The sequence below is a fragment of the Chryseobacterium sp. CS3K3.1 genome, assembly GCF_059515165.1.
In genome coordinates this window covers 69670-87102 of record NZ_JCAKRV010000012.1, presented here as the reverse complement: position 1 = coordinate 87102, position 17433 = coordinate 69670, and the positions used below count along the sequence as shown (strand labels likewise).

At 38.1% G+C, this 17433-nt stretch carries 14 protein-coding genes and 1 tRNA gene; 9 read left to right on the top strand and 6 right to left on the bottom strand.

Annotated features, from left to right (window positions below):
* Positions 1-109: 109 nt before the first annotated feature.
* Both aceA and aceB read right to left on the bottom strand, forming a co-directional pair.
* The gene (gene aceA, locus AC5YGI_RS13010; protein ID WP_227943448.1) at positions 110-1390 is read right to left on the bottom strand and encodes an isocitrate lyase; all 1281 of its coding nucleotides are present in this window, start codon (positions 1388-1390) and stop codon (positions 110-112) included.
* 128 nt (positions 1391-1518) lie between these two features.
* Complete coding sequence (gene aceB, locus AC5YGI_RS13005; RefSeq protein ID WP_496168554.1) at positions 1519-3093, bottom strand: malate synthase A; 1575 nt, start codon at positions 3091-3093, stop codon at positions 1519-1521.
* A 126-nt stretch (positions 3094-3219) separates the two neighbouring features.
* On the opposite strand from aceB, the gene AC5YGI_RS13000 reads away from it, so the two are divergent.
* From AC5YGI_RS13000 to AC5YGI_RS12990, 3 genes are all read left to right on the top strand, one after another.
* On the top strand, positions 3220-4701 hold the full coding sequence (locus AC5YGI_RS13000) for a helix-turn-helix domain-containing protein (protein ID WP_446104966.1): 1482 nt from the start codon (positions 3220-3222) through the stop codon (positions 4699-4701).
* A gap of 307 nt (positions 4702-5008) precedes the next feature.
* Positions 5009-5662: a ComF family protein gene (locus AC5YGI_RS12995; protein WP_446104965.1), complete on the top strand. Its 654-nt coding sequence runs from the start codon at positions 5009-5011 to the stop codon at positions 5660-5662.
* A 159-nt stretch (positions 5663-5821) separates the two neighbouring features.
* Positions 5822-6508, top strand: coding sequence for an alpha/beta fold hydrolase (locus AC5YGI_RS12990; protein WP_496168551.1), 687 nt, complete (start codon positions 5822-5824; stop codon positions 6506-6508).
* On the opposite strand, the gene upp is transcribed toward AC5YGI_RS12990, so the two are convergent.
* Together upp and der are read right to left on the bottom strand one after the other, a co-directional pair.
* A complete protein-coding gene (gene upp, locus AC5YGI_RS12985) occupies positions 6509-7159 on the bottom strand; it encodes a uracil phosphoribosyltransferase (RefSeq protein ID WP_496168550.1) in 651 nt (216 codons plus the stop codon). It lies immediately after the preceding gene.
* 162 nt (positions 7160-7321) lie between these two features.
* The gene (gene der, locus AC5YGI_RS12980) at positions 7322-8632 is read right to left on the bottom strand and encodes a ribosome biogenesis GTPase Der (RefSeq protein ID WP_110008006.1); all 1311 of its coding nucleotides are present in this window, start codon (positions 8630-8632) and stop codon (positions 7322-7324) included.
* A gap of 360 nt (positions 8633-8992) precedes the next feature.
* Between der and AC5YGI_RS12975 the strand changes: the two genes are divergently transcribed.
* Positions 8993-9063 (top strand) — tRNA-Gln (locus AC5YGI_RS12975).
* Positions 9064-9218: 155 nt separating this feature from the next.
* On the top strand, positions 9219-9470 hold the full coding sequence (locus AC5YGI_RS12970; protein WP_446104963.1) for a hypothetical protein: 252 nt from the start codon (positions 9219-9221) through the stop codon (positions 9468-9470).
* Positions 9471-9572: 102 nt separating this feature from the next.
* Here AC5YGI_RS12970 and katG read toward each other — a convergent pair whose 3' ends face one another.
* The gene (gene katG / locus AC5YGI_RS12965; RefSeq protein ID WP_496168548.1) at positions 9573-11852 is read right to left on the bottom strand and encodes a catalase/peroxidase HPI; all 2280 of its coding nucleotides are present in this window, start codon (positions 11850-11852) and stop codon (positions 9573-9575) included.
* 431 nt (positions 11853-12283) lie between these two features.
* Between katG and AC5YGI_RS12960 the strand changes: the two genes are divergently transcribed.
* Both AC5YGI_RS12960 and AC5YGI_RS12955 read left to right on the top strand, forming a co-directional pair.
* The gene (locus tag AC5YGI_RS12960) at positions 12284-12751 is read left to right on the top strand and encodes a heme-binding domain-containing protein (RefSeq protein WP_227942832.1); all 468 of its coding nucleotides are present in this window, start codon (positions 12284-12286) and stop codon (positions 12749-12751) included.
* Positions 12752-12755: 4 nt separating this feature from the next.
* Positions 12756-13166: a thiol-disulfide oxidoreductase DCC family protein gene (locus tag AC5YGI_RS12955; RefSeq protein WP_110008019.1), complete on the top strand. Its 411-nt coding sequence runs from the start codon at positions 12756-12758 to the stop codon at positions 13164-13166.
* Between the two features lie 219 nt (positions 13167-13385).
* Here AC5YGI_RS12955 and AC5YGI_RS12950 read toward each other — a convergent pair whose 3' ends face one another.
* Complete coding sequence (locus tag AC5YGI_RS12950; protein ID WP_496168546.1) at positions 13386-14825, bottom strand: alpha-amylase; 1440 nt, start codon at positions 14823-14825, stop codon at positions 13386-13388.
* A gap of 188 nt (positions 14826-15013) precedes the next feature.
* On the opposite strand from AC5YGI_RS12950, the gene AC5YGI_RS12945 reads away from it, so the two are divergent.
* Entirely contained in the window at positions 15014-15679 is a 666-nt protein-coding gene (locus tag AC5YGI_RS12945; protein ID WP_202841191.1) for a DUF4290 domain-containing protein, read from the top strand.
* The gene (gene murA / locus AC5YGI_RS12940; RefSeq protein ID WP_110008022.1) at positions 15679-16986 is read left to right on the top strand and encodes a UDP-N-acetylglucosamine 1-carboxyvinyltransferase; all 1308 of its coding nucleotides are present in this window, start codon (positions 15679-15681) and stop codon (positions 16984-16986) included. Before AC5YGI_RS12945 ends, murA begins: the two co-directional genes overlap by 1 nt.
* The last annotated feature ends 447 nt before the right edge of the window (positions 16987-17433 follow it).

Genomic DNA, 17433 nt, shown 5'->3' with positions numbered 1-17433 from the left:
TAATTATTAATTTGAAATTAAATGATGTAAAAAACAGGTTTAAACAACTTCAGACAAAGAAAAACCTCCTCAAAGAGAAGGTTTAACATCAAAAAATATGGAAAAATGACTAATGGAACTGTGCTGTTTCTGTAGAATCTTTCATCGCTACAGTAGCCGAGGAACCGTTGGTGACAATATTCTGTACTTCATCAAAATATCCCGTTCCTACAAAAGACTGATGCTTCACCGCTCTGAATCCTTTCTGCTGTAATGCAAATTCGCGCTCCTGAAGTTCAGAATATCCTGCCATTCCTCTTTCTTTATAAGCCAGTGCCAGCTCAAACATGGCTGTATTCAAAGCATGGAATCCTGCAAGGGTAATAAACTGGAATTTGTAGCCCATTTTAGCCAGCTCTTCTCTGAAAGTAGACATTTCTTCCACACTCAGTTTTGCAGCCCAGTTGAATGAAGGTGAACAGTTATAAGCAAGCATTTTTCCAGGGAATTTTGCATGAATTCCATCTGCAAATCTTCTGGCTTGCTCCAGATCAGGATTGGAGGTTTCCATCCAGATCAGATCAGCATATGGTGCATAAGACAGTCCTCTGTCGATTCCCTGCTCAACTCCGTTTCTTACCACGTAAAAACCTTCAGAAGTTCTTTCTCCGGTTACGAATTTCTTATCCCTGTCATCAATATCAGAAGTCAGTAAATCTGCTGCATCCGCATCCGTTCTTGCAATGATGAGGCTTGGAACGCCCAATACATCGGCAGCCAGACGCGCTGCTATCAACTTATTGACCGCTTCTTGAGTAGGTACCAATACTTTCCCGCCCAAGTGGCCGCATTTTTTAGCGGAAGAAAGCTGATCTTCAAAATGTACGGCAGCTGCTCCAGCTTCAATCATTTGTTTCATCAGTTCAAAAGCATTCAGATTACCTCCAAAACCTGCTTCTGCATCGGCAATAATAGGCACAAGATATTCTTTATTTCCTGTTCCGCTTACAGACTGTACCTGATCTGCTCTCAGTAAGGCATTATTAATTTTCTTTACCACAGAAGGCACTGAATTGGCCGGATACAATGACTGATCCGGATACATCTCCCCTGACAGGTTAGCATCTGCAGCCACCTGCCATCCTGAAAGATAAATTGCTTCCAGGCCGGCATCTACTTCCTGCACCGCCTGATTACCTGTCAGTGCACCTAGTCCCGCCACATAATCCTGGGTATTTAATTTATCCCAGAATTTTTTGGACATTTCTGTAGCAATAGTATAATCTATGGTATAAGAACCGCGAAGTTTTAAAACTTCTTCAGCTGTATAAGGTCTCTTAATGCCTTTCCAACGTGGATTTGTCAGCCAATCTTGCTCAATAGCCTGGATTTGTTCTTGTCTTGTTTTCATAATATTTGGATTTTGTTTGATTAGATTTTGGGGTTCGGGTTACGGGGTTCGGGGTTCGGGTTACGAGGTTCGGAGGTACGAGATATTATTGTAAAACTTTCACACACTTGTACTCTCCCACTCTATAACTAGATAAAAGGATAAGCTTTAAGGGTTAGAAATTCTTCAAAATTTTCGCAGAAAATCAATTCATTGAAAAGTTCTTTGGCGAGGTTGAATTTTCCGCTTTTGAATCGGGTTTCACCTACATATTTTTCAATATGATCCATTTCTTCTTTTTCCCACTGCAGTACCATGCTTCGGGTTAACGTTCTGTCATCACTCAGAACCGCTTCATTTTTCAGCCATTGCCAGATTTGTGTTCTTGAAATCTCAGCAGTAGCGGCATCTTCCATCAGATTATAAATGGCGGCTGCGCCAGTTCCCATCAGCCAGCTTTCAAGGTAAAGAATTCCAACATTGATATTTTTACGGACTCCTTTTTCTGTGATTTCTCCTTTGGGAATTTCCAGCAGCTGGCTTTCTGTTATATGGTATTCAAATTTTTTATCAATCTGATTTTGGGAAGGCATATACTGGTCAAAAACTTGTTTTGCTACAGCTACCAATGCCGGATGTGCAACCCACGTTCCGTCGTGGCCATCTTTCACTTCCCTTTCTTTATCATTTCTTACTTTTTCAAAAGCAATAGTATTGGCTTCGTCATCGTCTTTTACCGGAATTTGAGCGGCCATTCCACCTATTGCATGTACATTTCTTTTATGGCAGATTTCAATCACCCTTTTTGAATAAGCACTCATAAAGGGAGACGTCATAGTTACCTGATCTCTGTCCGGAACGATAAATTCGGGAAGATTTCTGAATTTTTTAATGTAAGAGAAAATATAATCCCATCTTCCGCAATTCAGTCCGGCACTATGTTCTTTTAATTCAAATAAAATTTCATCAATCTGAAATGAAGCGGTAATTGTTTCTATTAAAACAGTCGCTTTAATGGTTCCCTCCGGAATTCCAAGATAGTTTTGCGCAAAAACAAAAACTTCATTCCACCAGCGTGCTTCCTTATAATGTTCCAGTTTTGGAAGATAGAAATAAGGACCGCTACCGTTTTCCAAAAGCTGTTTTGCATTTCTGAAGAAAAATATTCCAAAATCTGTCAGTGATCCGGAAGCTTTTTCTCCATTGATCTCAATATGTTTTTCAGGAAGGTGCAGTCCGCGTGGACGAACCTGTAAAACAGCCGTTTTCTCATTAAGGGTATAAGCCTTTCCTTTTTCGTTAACAAAATCAATAGTCCGGTTAATGGCATCAGAAAGATTAACCTGCCCCTGAATACAGTTTTCCCACACCGGCGAGCTGCTGTCTTCAAAGTCGGCCATAAAGGTAGAAGCACCGGAATTCAAGGCATTGATAATCATTTTGCGGTCAACAGGACCGGTAATTTCTACTCTTCTATCCAGCATATCGTCAGGAAGCGGAGCACATACCCAATTTCCAGTCCGGATGTCTGCAGTTTCTTTCAAGAACTCAGGAAGATTTCCTTTATCAAAATTTTGCTGAGTAATTTTTCTTTCTTCTAAAAGTTCAAGTCTTTTATGATTAAAGTTCTGATGAAGCGAAATCAGAAAATCTGTCAAATCGGGAGTAAATATTTCCTCAAACTGCTTCTGTGACTTTATTTCTAATTGAGTCTTTGTTTCCATAACTTATTGATTTTGTGATTTGATATTACAAACATAAATAAAAATTTTCACAAATAGCGAACGTTCGCTAAATTTATTTAAAAATTATTATGCGAATAATCGCATCTATTTATTTATATTTGAGTAATGAATTCAGAAAGCGACTTTATCAAAACAGTTTTCGGGCTAAAACTGAAACAGCAGAGACAAAAGAAAAACTGGTCTCTGCAGGATCTTGCTGTAAAGACAGGATTATCAAAATCTTACCTCAACGAAATTGAAAACGGAAAAAAATATCCCAAGCACGATAAAATCATTCAGCTTTCTGAAGCACTGAGCTGTACTTTTGATGATCTGGTTTCTACCAAACTTGATAAAAGCCTTTCCCCTTTTAATGAAATCCTGCAGTCTGATTTCTTTAAAGAAGTTCCGCTGGAGTTATTCGGAATTAATAAAAACAACCTCATCAGCATTATCAGCGATGCTCCGAAAAAAGTAACGGCTTTTATTAATGCCCTGATCGAAATTTCTCAGAATTATAATCTTGGTAAGGAAAGATTTTATTTTGCCGTCTTAAGGTCATTTCAGGAATTATATGATAACTATTTTCCGGAAATTGAAGAAAAGGTTGATCTGTTTACCCGGGAAAATCAGTTACAACCCGGAAAAGATCTAAGGTCTGACATCCTGGAGGCAATTCTTTCAGAAAAATTCAGTTACACCATTCAGTCTGAAGATTTTGAAAAATATGGAACTCTGGATAATCTCCGCTCTCTTTTCATTCCTGAAAAAAAACTATTGCTGCTGAATCAAAAACTGGAAAAGGATCAGAAAACATTTATTCTGGCTAAAGAAATCGGCTTCAATGTACTGGAATTAAAAAACCGTCCCAATACCTATTCGTGGCTTGATTTCGGAAGTTTTGAAGAAATTCTGAACAACTTTTACGCCTCTTATTTCGCAGGAGCATTGCTCATTTCAAAGGGGCCTGTCATTGAAAAGACCTCAGAATTTTTCCAGCAAAATACATGGGAACCTAAAAATTTTGAGAGTCTTATCAGCAGTTTCACCCACTCGCCTGAAACATTTTATTACCGGCTGACCAACATCCTCTCGGCTGAAATGGGAATCAAAGATCTTTTTTATTTATGTCTGGTAAAAAAGAAAAATTCGGATAAAATCCAGATTTTAAAGGAGCTTCATCTTAATCATCAGCAGGCTCCTCATGCCAATGCAATGAACGAGCATTACTGCAGAAGATGGATTGCGGTAAAAAATCTTGGTGATTTAAAAGAAAATGAAACCCTGACGGATGCTCAGGTTTCTCATTATAAAGATCAGGGAATAAGTTATCTGGTAATTTCTACTTCACAAAAAAATCCATTCTCAGATGGAAGTAACAGAAGTTATTGCCTGGGTATTTTACTGAATTCCCAAACGATTAAAAAAATAGGCTTTATCAAGTCTCCATCTTTAAAAACCATTAATGTAGGCGTTACATGCGAATCCTGCAGTATTCCTGACTGTGAAGTAAGACAGGCACCACCGGTGAGACTGGAAAAGGAACATTTTAATATGAGTATGAAGAATGCTGTTGAGAAGATCAGGAAGACGTTTGATGATATTTAAAAAGTGAATGGTGAATTGTCAATACGAATTTTTATGTGAGGTTCAGGATGCGGGATTCGGGTTTATGAATAATCGATTTGCTGCTGAAATTTACGGGTAACTAATTTTTCTAAACGCAGAATTTGCAAAGTTTTCTATACTATTTAATAGCTTTTTCAGGCGCTATGGCGTTCCACTCAACAACGAAAAAATTCCTTTTTGCTACATGAAATAATTAGCTCATAAAATTCGCGAACAATAATAATTCACTATTGACTTTGGGAAGCAAAAATTGACAATTATTTTCATATCTTAGTAAAAACACACTATGATATTAGACATATTGTTTCCTAACCGCTGCATTCACTGCAACAGAATCATCGATCCTGAACTTTTGGTTTGTGATCTTTGTTTCAGCCAGGTTCACTTTACCCATTACAATTATTTTGAAAATAATCCGATTAAGGAAAAATGCAGTTTATTTTTTCCGGTTGAAAACGCATTCGCTTTAATACAGTTTGAAAAAGAAGGCTTAAGCCGTCAGATTATTCACGATCTGAAATATAGAAGCAGGGAAAAAACAGGAAAAATCTTAGCCGATTGGACAGCAGAACGACTTGATTTCAAAGATAATTTCCCTGACCTTTTAGTAAGTGTACCACTTCATCCAAAGAAACTGAAGAAACGGGGATACAACCAGCTTCATTTGTTTACCGAAACTTTATCTTCATTTTATAACATTCCTTTTGATCATAATTTAATCAAACGAAATCATTATTCTAAAGCACAGGCCTTAAAAGACAAGAAGCACAGGCTGGAAACTATCAATACATTCTCCACAACCAAGCCTGTTACCGGAAAACATATTCTTTTGATTGATGATGTTTTCACAACAGGAAATACGGTTTCATCAGTCGCGTGGGAGATTTTAAATGCCGGAGATAATAAAGTAAGTGTTTTGGTGATGGCTGAGGATGTTTGATATGGGAACGGGGTGCTAGGTGCGAGTTTCGGGATTTCTGTACGGAGAAATAATCAAAAATATTTTTAAACCCGAAAACTCTCAGACACTCTTACACTTCCACCTCATCCATTTTCACGATTCAATTCTTTTTCCTAATTTTCAGGAAACTATACAACTATGCCCAATCTGATTTTACTGCACGGAGCTTTAGGTCACAGCGACATTTTCAAACCTTATCTGAATGTCCTGTCATCCTATTTTACAGTTCATACTCCTCTTTTTTCAGGACATGGAGACCTGAAACTTCCTGAAGGCGGCCTCAATATTAAAAAGTATGTCGGGGAATTATCGGAGTATTGTACAGTGAACCATCTGACAGACGTATCTATTTTCGGGCACAGCATGGGTGGTTATGTCGCACTTTGCTACGCAATGGAAAATCCTGAGAATGTAAATTCTGTTATAACACTGGGCACAAAGTTCGACTGGACTGAAGAACAGGCTTTAAAAGAAAGTAAGATGCTTAATCCCGATGTTATCCTTGAAAAAATTCCGCAGTATGCCCAGCTTTTAGAATCACAGCACGGAACAAAGTGGAAACAGCTTCTTCCTGGTATTGCTGATTTAATGATTGATTTAGGTAAAAATCCTCCTCTGGAAAATAATTTTGCTACGATTACCACTCCGGTTCAAATTATGGTGGGTGATAAAGACAATATGGTAACGCTGGAAGAGAGTTCAAGGGTTTACAGAAGCCTTCCAAATGCAAAACTGGCCGTACTTCCGGATACAAAGCATCCTATAGATAAAGTACGACCTGATTTATTATTGAACTTAATAAAAGATTTCTGGAATCTTTCTTAATTATCGCTGAAGTTTTTCTCCGTAGCTCAAATCCCCGGCATCTCCCAATCCTGGTGTGATATACCCTTTTGAAGTTAAGTGTTCATCAATGGCTCCTACCCAGATATGAGCTTCAGGATATGCATTCTGAACAGTTTCTACTCCCTGTTTCGATGCAATGGCTGCAACAATATGAAGCTGGGTTGGATTTCCGTTGGTCAGCAAATCTTTGATGGCTTCAATAAGAGAAGCGCCAGTTGCAAGCATAGGATCAGCTACAATAAGGAGTCTGCCTTCAATACTTGGGCACGTAAGATAATCCTGTTTGATTGAGAAATAATCGTTGGCATCATGTTTTCTGTAAGCTGCCACAAAACCGCAGTCTGCTCTGTCTAAATAGTTCAGGATTCCTTCGAATAACGGAACACCTGCTCTTAAAATGGTTGTAATAACCGGCTGCACAGCTATTTCCCTGCTTTTTATTGTATCTAAAGGAGTTTGAATTTCAACTTCTCTGTACTCCAGCCCTTTACTGATTTCAAAAGCGGCAATCTCCCCGATTCTTTCCATATTCCTTCTGAATCTCATTCGGTCATGCTGGATCGTAACGTTTCTAAGTTCGTTAATCCATTCGTTGACAAGAGAAAAGTGTTGCGATAAAATAGTAAGCATGAAAATTTTATTTTTAATTTCAGTTAATTGATATTAATTGCCGCAAAATTACAACTAAAAAACGAATTGAAAGATCGGCCTGGAAGAGAAAGTCTGGTTGGGTGATATAAAAATCTCCGGCAAGCTTCGCTTGCCGGAGATTTCCGATGAACATTTGTTCTATTATTTTTGTCTGAAATACACTTCAATCGGAACTCCGGTAAATCCGAATTCTTTTCTCAGCTGATTTTCAGTAAATCTTTTATATGGTTCTTTCACATACTGTGGAAGGTTGCAGAAAAACACAAACTGTGGTGACGGTGTAGGAAGCTGAACACAATATTTGATTTTGATATATTTTCCTTTCAATGCCGGCGGCGGTGTATTTTCGAAGATCGGAAGCATTACTTCATTCAGTTTTGAAGTTTTAATTTTCTTCTTACGGTCTTCATAAACCTGCATAGCTACTTCTACAGCCTTCAGAATTCTTTGTTTCGTTAAAGCTGAAACAAATAAGATTGGAATATCCTGGAACTGACCGATTTTATCTTTGATTGATTTTTCAAAATCACGCATCGTATTGGTCTGCTTGTCCTCGATCAAATCCCACTTATTCACTAGGATTACGATTCCTTTTCTGTTTTTCTGAGCCAGTCCGAAGATATTCATATCCTGAGATTCCCATCCCTGTGTAGCATCCACCATGATGATCACCACGTCAGAATATTCGATAGAACGGATCGATCTCATTACAGAGTAGAATTCAAGGTCTTCGTTTACCTTAGACTTTCTTCTCATCCCTGCAGTATCTACCAACACAAATTCGTGTCCGAATTTGTTATATAAAGTCTGGATACTATCTCTCGTAGTTCCTGCGATATCGGTTACAATATTTCTTTCAACATCCAATAAAGCATTAGTCATCGTGGACTTTCCTACGTTTGGACGGCCTGCAATCGTAATTTTAGGCAATCCTTCAAATGGATCTTTATATTCTGTAGTAGGGAAATCTTTAACGATATCATCTAACAAATCCCCTGTTCCTGAACCTGTAGCAGAAGAAAGTGTGTAATATTTATCAATTCCTAACTGATAGAATTCTGTTGCAGGAAGTTCTTCCTTGGAAGAATCTACTTTATTGATAACAATATAAATAGGTTTGTTGGATCTTCTGAGAAGTCTGTAAATTTCGTGGTCTGTATCAGTAAGCCCTTCTTCCACGTTCATCATAAAGATAATAGAAGTGGCTTCATCCACCGCTAATTGTACCTGCTTACGGATTTCTTCTTCGAAGATATCATCTGTACCTACATCATAACCTCCGGTATCAATTACCGTAAAGTCTACTCCGTTCCAGTCTGATTTTCCGTAGTGACGGTCTCTGGTAACACCAGCTGTAGAATCTACAATAGCTTCTCTTCTTTCTAATAAACGATTAAAAAGCGTGGATTTTCCTACGTTGGGACGTCCAACGATTGCGACAATATTTGACATAAAAAATGTTTAATAATCCTTTTGCTTTGCTCAGGATATGTTATTAATGGGTTACTCCAACTTTTGGAGCCCAATTTTTTGCAAAGATAAGGTTTTATTATTTAACAGATTGAAGCTGGGAGAAGGAGGCTGGATGTTATTATCCATCGGATAAATTAATGTAAGCCCTACTCTTTCAATCTAACAATAGCCGCAAATCTACTGTTTATGGGTAGAAGAAGATTTTTTTTAAAATTTTTAATGAAAAATAATTCTTTGGATATCAATACATAAAGCTATCTTCTTACTAATTATGTTAATTAATCTTTAATTTAGATTTTCATATTTAAAATAATTTCTATAATTTCGCGACATAGAAACAGACCCATGGTGTAGCGGTAACACTACTGATTTTGGTTCAGTCATCTGGGGTTCGAATCCCTGTGGGTCTACAAACCATCCTTTTTTAAGGGTGGTTTTTTGTTTTTATATCTTCATGGCAAATTCTTAAATTGTAAATTTAACCCGGAACAGAAATAATGTCATAGCAGGCCAAAAATTATTTAATCCAACAATTAATTAAAAATCCGACTAAAACAAAAGTAAAATGACAGATTTAGAATTAAAAAACATCATGGAAATATGTAATAAAGCTACTCAATCTCCATGGACATCCTATATTGAGGGAAGAGACTTTAATTCCGGATCCAGTTTTATAATGACTGGGGAAGAAGAAAACAGAGATTATGATATAGAATTTATTTCAATAAAACCGGAGGATCAGGATTTCATTGCTATGGCTAGAAACGTGATTCCATTATTAGTAGATGAAATTATTACATTAAAAAGAGGTCAATAAAATAAACAAGCTCCATTACCCTTTCAAAATCACCGATAAGTATAAAAAAACGGGCTGTCTTTGCAAAGGCAGCCCGTTTTTTTATTTTCAATTTTTTACTTATTAAACCAGATCAAACCTGTCCAGATTCATCACCTTCGTCCATGCTGCCACAAAGTCTTTCACAAACTTACCTTGTGCATCAGCACTTCCATATACCTCAGCCACGGCTCTCAATTCAGAATTGGATCCGAAAACAAGATCTGCACGCGTAGCAGTCCATTTTGGCTGACCTGTTTTTCGGTCAGTTCCTATATAAAGTTCTCTGTCATCTGACATTGCTTTCCACTGAGTTCCCATATCCAGAAGATTTACAAAGAAATCATTGGTAAGAACGCCCGGACGGCTGGTGAATACACCATGTTTTGAACCGTCAAAGTTCGTATCCAAAGCACGCATTCCTCCGACCAATACGGTTAGTTCCGGAGCGGTAAGGGTTAATAGCTGTGCTTTGTCAATCAGTAAAGATTCTGTAGAGACCGTATATTTTCTTTTCAGATAATTTCGGAATCCATCCGCTGCAGGCTCAAGGTAACCCATAGATTCTACATCCGTCTGTTCCTGAGAAGCATCCATTCTTCCCGGAGCAAAAGGAACTTTTACGTCCTGACCAGCATTTCTGGCAGCCACTTCAACAGCAGCATTTCCTGCTAGTACAATTAAGTCTGCCAATGATATTTTTTTTCCTCCGTTTTGAGAATCGTTGAATTCTTTCTGGATTCCTTCCAGAACATTTAATACTTTATTCAATTGAGAAGGATTGTTGACTTCCCAGTTTCTTTGAGGCTCCAGTCTGATTCTGGCTCCGTTGGCACCACCACGTTTATCACTTCCTCTGAAAGTAGAAGCGGAAGCCCAGGCTGTAGATATAAGTTCTGTATTGCTTAGTCCTGAATTTAAAACTTTTGATTTCAATGCCTCCACATCATTTTCATCAACCAGTTCGTGATTGACTTCCGGAATAGGATCCTGCCAGATCAGTTCTTCCTGTGGTACATCCGGTCCCAGATAACGGGCACGTGGTCCCATATCTCTGTGTGTTAATTTAAACCATGCTCTGGCAAACGCATCGGCAAACGCATCAGGATTTTCGTAGAAGTGTCTTGAAATTTTTTCGTATACAGGATCCATTCTTAACGAAAGGTCTGTGGTAAGCATGGTTGGTTTATGTTTTTTGCCAGCATCAAATGCATCAGGAATGATTTCAGCACCGTCTTTGGCTACCCATTGGTGAGCTCCTGCAGGGCTTTTTGTTAATTCCCACTCATTTTCAAAAAGATTTTTAAAGAAGTAATTACTCCATTGGGTAGGAGTTTCTGTCCAGGTTACTTCCAGTCCGCTGGAAATCGCGTCTCTTCCGCTACCAGACTTATACGTGCTTGCCCAGCCCAATCCCTGCTGTTCAATTCCAGCTCCTTCAGGTTCTTTTCCTACATGATCTGCCGGACCTGCTCCATGGGTTTTACCGAAAGTATGTCCTCCGGCAATCAAAGCAACAGTTTCTTCATCGTTCATCGCCATACGTCCGAAAGTATCACGGATGTCTTTGGCAGCAGCAATAGGGTCAGGATTTCCGTCCGGACCTTCAGGGTTTACATAAATAAGTCCCATTTGTACGGCAGCCAAAGGGTTTTCAAGGTTTCTTGAATGAATATCTCCATCTGCATCATCATCGGTAGGAAGAACCGCTGAATGTCCTTCTGCTACTCCCTCCGAACCGTGAGCATAACGTAAATCACCTCCAAGCCATGTCTTCTCAGATCCCCAATAAACATCGGAATCCGGTTCCCAAACGTCTGCACGTCCTCCCGCAAATCCAAATGTTTTAAAGCCCATAGATTCAAGAGCAATATTTCCCGTAAGGATAAGAAGGTCTGCCCATGAGATGTTTCTTCCATATTTTTGTTTGATGGGCCACAATAATCTTCGTGCTTTATCAAGACTTACGTTATCAGGCCAGCTGTTCAACGGTGCGAAACGCTGTTGCCCAGCTCCTGCTCCACCTCTTCCGTCACCTACACGATACGTTCCGGCGCTGTGCCATGCCATACGGATAAACAGAGGGCCATAATGACCAAAGTCGGCCGGCCACCAATCCTGAGAATCTGTCATCAATGCATGAAGGTCTTTTTTTACAGCCTCCAGATCTAGGCTTTCGAATGCTTTGGCATAATCAAAATCCTTATCCATAGGATCTGAAAGGGAAGAATGCTGGCGCAGAAGATCTACTCTAAGCTGATCAGGCCACCAATCAGAATTCTGGGTTCCTCCTCCTGCTACATTCTTCTTCATTGTTCCGTTGTGAAACGGGCATTTACTGATGTCATTCAAATCTTTTTCCATTGTCGTTTATTTATTTTTTATGTTGATTAATACAGTTTCCAATTGTGTTCTAAGAACATCACAAACCTACAACGTTTGTTTAATAAATACAATCTATTAATTTTTATTTCAACGATAGTTAAAAACTATAAACAAATATTTTCAACGGCACAATATCTGGTCAGAATTGTGGTATTAAGTTAGTCATTTTTAAGATTAACTTAAATAAAAACAACAGTATACCGTCCAATTTAGAATTACTCAACGTAAGAATTTAATAGGAAAAGGAAGTTGAAAAGAGGATGTTTGATATCACCATGAAAATAACATAGTAATTGCCGAAAAAATACACTATTACAACATTTTTTGAAAGGTTTTCCCTCTTCCAGCTTTCAACTTCTCACTAAAAATAAATTAACTATCTTTATATTATAAAAACATGAACATCCGCTATGAAAAAAATAATTGTTGTCATTCTCGTTGTATTTATCATCATACAGTTTTTTCCGATCGATAAAACGAATCCGCCGCCAACTCCCGGCATGGATTTTCTGAAAATTAAAAATACTCCTGAAAAGATAGCGCATACTATCAGAACATCATGTTATGACTGTCATTCCAATGAAACAAAGTATCCATGGTACAGCAATATCTCCCCGATGTCATGGTGGGTAAAAAATCATATTGACGAGGGCAGGAATCATCTTAATTTTTCTACCTTTGCAGTGTATGAACCTAAAAGACAGCTTCATAAACTTGAGGAATGTATAGAAATGGTTGAAAAAAAAGAGATGCCGCTTGAATCCTATTATTTAGGACATCAGAATGCTAAACTGTCGGATGAACAGCGTGCAGATCTTATCCATTATTTCAAAAAAGTAAAAGAAGACACGGAAAGGAGAATTCTATTTAATAAATAACGTCATGGAAAATTGGGAAAATAAGCATATTGTATTTTTTGACGGAGATTGCGGAGTCTGCAATTTCTGGGTACAATGGATTTTGGAGCGGGACAATAAAGACCAGTTCATGTTTGCTTCTCTTCAATCTGATTTCGGACAGCAGTTTTTATCCGAAAGAGGACTGGAAACCAATGTATTCAATACTATGTATCTGTGGAAACCCGGACGGTTTTATCTGATCAAGTCAAAGGCAGTACTGGAAATTGCTAACTTGTTGGGAGGCATATATAAACTTTCGTTTATCGGAAAAATCATTCCGGCATTTTTAAGGGACAAGGCTTATGATCTTATTTCCAGAAACAGGATGAAACTGGCCAATCAGAAATGTTATTTACCGGACCTTCATCAGAAGAAAAAATTTATTCAGGTGTAATCAATGATTCTTACACCGTTTCATTTAACTTATAAAAAGATCATTCCGTAAGAATTTCCTACAATATTAATGCTTTGTATAGATATTCCTACGGAATGATAAATAAGACGTATAGTTTTGCTTGTTTAATGTTTAATAAAAATTAAACTGAAGAGCAATCTCTTACCAGCTTAATCAATTATAATTATCAATTATCAATACTTACCCATTGCTCATTACTCATAAATTCAGCGACCACACAGAATAAGAATTCGGCGGGCACTGGATTTTCACCCATTTATCTCCCTGAGTTGTTGGGTACCAGCTTGAGTTCCCTGTAAAATCTTTGATCTGCTGGCTGCTCCAGTTGGTTTCTATCCATCTTTCCTGCCAGTTTGAAGACGTATTGATATAAACTACAAGTCCCGGATTACCATTATAACCGTTACGTCTTGCAATATATTCATCATTATCGGTGTAGAGAATGGAAGTTGTTCCGGTGGCTTTGTTATTGTGAATCCAGATCAGATTGTTCAGTCGTTCTTTATTTAACCATTCTTCATAATCTCTGTAAAAAATGGTAGGATATCCTTCATGGGTTAAGATATAGGCATATGCCGGCATTTTATTGTAAATGATATCGGTATCGTGATTGGCAACAAAGGTGACTGCTTTGTATGGATTTCTTTTCCACATCATATCATCATTCAAAGCATTTAGATTACCATTATCAAAGGCTTCATCCATTTTATAATAAGCCGCAAAATCAAATACGGAACTGTTGGCATTGTTGGCCCACCACTCCAATGTGTTGACATTGGAATCCCATAATTCTCCAACAGAAAATCCACCTACGTTAGAATTCCAGGTGTTAACCACCCATGGCCCGAACCCTTTAACGTAATCAAACCTCCAGCCGTCAAATTTCATCACATTTTTATAATATTTTGCGACAGAATCATCTCTTCCCCAAAGCCAGTCCTGCACATGAGGATTCGCGTGGCATAAATCCGGAAAACCGCCAAAAGCTCCTTCATCATTATTTCCATAAGCATTTTTGTAAAAGTCATTATAGTTTCTCTGGAATTTCCCTGATGCCACTCCTGAAAAATTAGTCCAGGTATTGGTTCCTGTAAAAGGATTGGCTTCAGACTGTCCTCCACTGTTATGATTGATTACAATATCTGCGTATACCTGCATATTTTCGGCATGGGCTTTCGTAATCAATGCTTCCAGTTCAGCTCTGGATCCGAAACGGGTTTCCGTGCTTCCATTCTGATTAAAATCTCCAAAATCATAGTAATCTGTAGGATCGTACCCCATAGAATATGCACCGTTCTGTGCTTTTGATGCCGGCGGCAGCCATACTGCCCCAATTCCTGCATTGGACCACGCTGTTATTTTGTCTTTAACGGTATTCCACCAGTTACCACCTTCCGGAACATCCCAGTAAAAGCCCTGCATAAGAACTCCGCCACCCGGTCCTGCTACGAATTTACTTTGGGCAGAACCTGAACCGCTTCCTGTACTGAAAGGCCGGCCATCATGATTGGTCACATTCACTGTTTTGTTATGAACCTCTTCCTGCTTGGTAGGTTCTGTGATTAATTCATCACTTGTACGGCATGAGCTCATTAATGCTAAAGCCAGTAGTGAAAGGAAAAAGTTTGTTTTTTTCATCGCTGTAATTAATTATCAATCTATTAAACAAGATACAATTTTATTAAAAACAAAATCAAATAAATGGGAAATATTTTCATTTTACCTAATAAATCAAGATGAAAGGCATTCAATTTTTTTCATTAAAAAATCATAAATTTTTCAGATTCCCGAGACAATTTTTCTTTTAATGCATATATTTGCATACTATGGAATACAACACCCAAAAAACTCAGCTTCATATGCCGGAATATGGCAGAATTATACAACAGTTGGTTGAGCGCTGCAAAGAACTTCCTTCCAAAGATGAAAGGAATGAAATGGCTATGGCAATCATCGATTTTATGGGTCAGAGAAACCCACAACTTCGCGACGAGGAAAATTATAAACATAAACTTTGGGACCATCTTTTTATTCTTGCCAACTATGATCTGGATGTAGATTCTCCTTATCCGTTCCCAACGATGGAACAGCTGGCAGAAAAACCTAAAAGAATGGAATACCCAAAACTTCAAGGTGACTTTAAGTTCTACGGAAAAAGTATTCTTCAATTGATAGAAAAAGCAATCGAACTGGAAACGGGTGATGAAAAAGAAGCCCTTATCGAGGTGATTGCCAACAATATGAAGAAGTCTTATAATGTCTATAATAAAGAACATGTGACGGATGATGTTATTTTCCGCCACCTGAAAGAACTGTCTGAAAACAGGCTGGATCTTACCGGAATAGATTCTCTTGAAAAGAGTAAAATCTATTACACCAGCAATAATAACAACAGGAACAATAATAACAACAACAGGAACAACAGCAACAATAAAAATAATAACCAGCCCAACAAAAGAAGGCATAATAACAATCATAAAAACAGAAAATAATGAGTGGAACATTTCAAATAAGAGGAGGAAAAAGACTGCAGGGTGAAATAACTCCACAAGGAGCCAAAAATGAGGCTCTACAAATTTTATGTGCTGTTCTTCTGACAGACGAAGAAGTAAGAATCAAAAATATTCCTGATATCCATGATGTGAACCGACTGATTGAAATTCTTGGGGATTTTGGAGTAAAAATTACCAAAAACGGACAGGGAGATTATACTTTCAAAGCAGATCAGGTTAATTTTGATTATATAAAATCTAACGAGTTTAAAAAAGACGGAGCCAAACTTCGCGGATCCATTATGCTGATGGGACCAATGCTTGCCCGTTATGGAGAAGCGTATATGCCGACTCCGGGTGGTGATAAAATCGGGAGAAGAAGATTGGATACTCACTTTCAGGGACTTGTTGAATTAGGTGCTGAATTCAATTATGATGAAGAGGAATATTTCTATTCTTTAAAAGCTAAAGAACTGAGAGGAAAATTCATCCTATTGGAAGAAGCTTCTGTAACCGGAACGGCCAATATTGTAATGGCAGCTGCTCTGGCTAAAGGAAAAACAAGAATCTACAATGCTGCCTGCGAACCTTATCTTCAGCAATTATGTAAAATGCTGAACAGAATGGGAGCCAATATCTCAGGAATCGGATCCAACCTTCTTACTATTGAAGGGGTTGAATATCTGAGAGGTACTGAGCATACCATGCTTCCGGATATGGTAGAGATCGGTTCATGGATTGGTCTTGCAGCCATGACAAAATCTGAAATCACCATTAAAAATGTAAACTGGAACCAGCTTGGTGTGATTCCGAATACCTTCAGAAAACTGGGAATTCAGCTTGAGCAAAGCGGTGATGATATCTATATTCCTGCACAGGAGCATTATAAAATCCAGAAATTTATTGATGGTTCTATCCTTACGATTTCGGATGCGCCATGGCCTGGATTTACACCGGATTTATTATCTATTATTTTAGTAGTGGCTACTCAGGCCAAAGGAAGTATTCTGGTTCATCAGAAAATGTTTGAATCCAGATTATTCTTTGTGGATAAATTAATTGATATGGGTGCTCAGATCATTTTATGTGATCCGCACAGAGCTACGGTAATCGGATTGAACCAGGAAGCTCCGTTAAGAGGAACGACAATGGTTTCCCCGGATATCAGAGCCGGAAACGCCCTTCTTATTGCTGCTCTTTCTGCTGAAGGAAAATCTATTATCCACAATATCGAGCAAATCGACAGAGGATATGAAAATATTGATGGAAGACTGAGAGCTATTGGTGCTGACATTGAAAGAATCTAAAATTATTTTATTGAGCTAATCTTTAAATAATGGCTTCGCCAGGCTCAGCCTGACAATGTTTAAAAATTTCGGTTGGTTTTAGGGTTGTCACCCTGAGCCTGTCGGAGGGTTATCAATAAGAAAACCTTGTTAATTATTAATCTCCGGTATTAACTAAAGGGATAAGCCAAAAATTTTATAAAAGCGTTCAGAATATCTGAGCGCTTTTTTTGTTTTACTTCTGTACTTCTGTCATTGACTACGTCGAATCTTTGATTTCTGACGAAGGAAGAATCTTATTGCCAATCAAATATATAAGATTCTTTACTACATTTCATTTCGCTCAGAATAACTCCCTTGAGGCATCTCTGTTCTGCAGCAATTTGATTCGTCATTTAAATCTGTTATAGTGCAAAATAAAAAGCGCCCGGTAAAAACCTGACGCTTTGAGTAATTAAAACTATATGA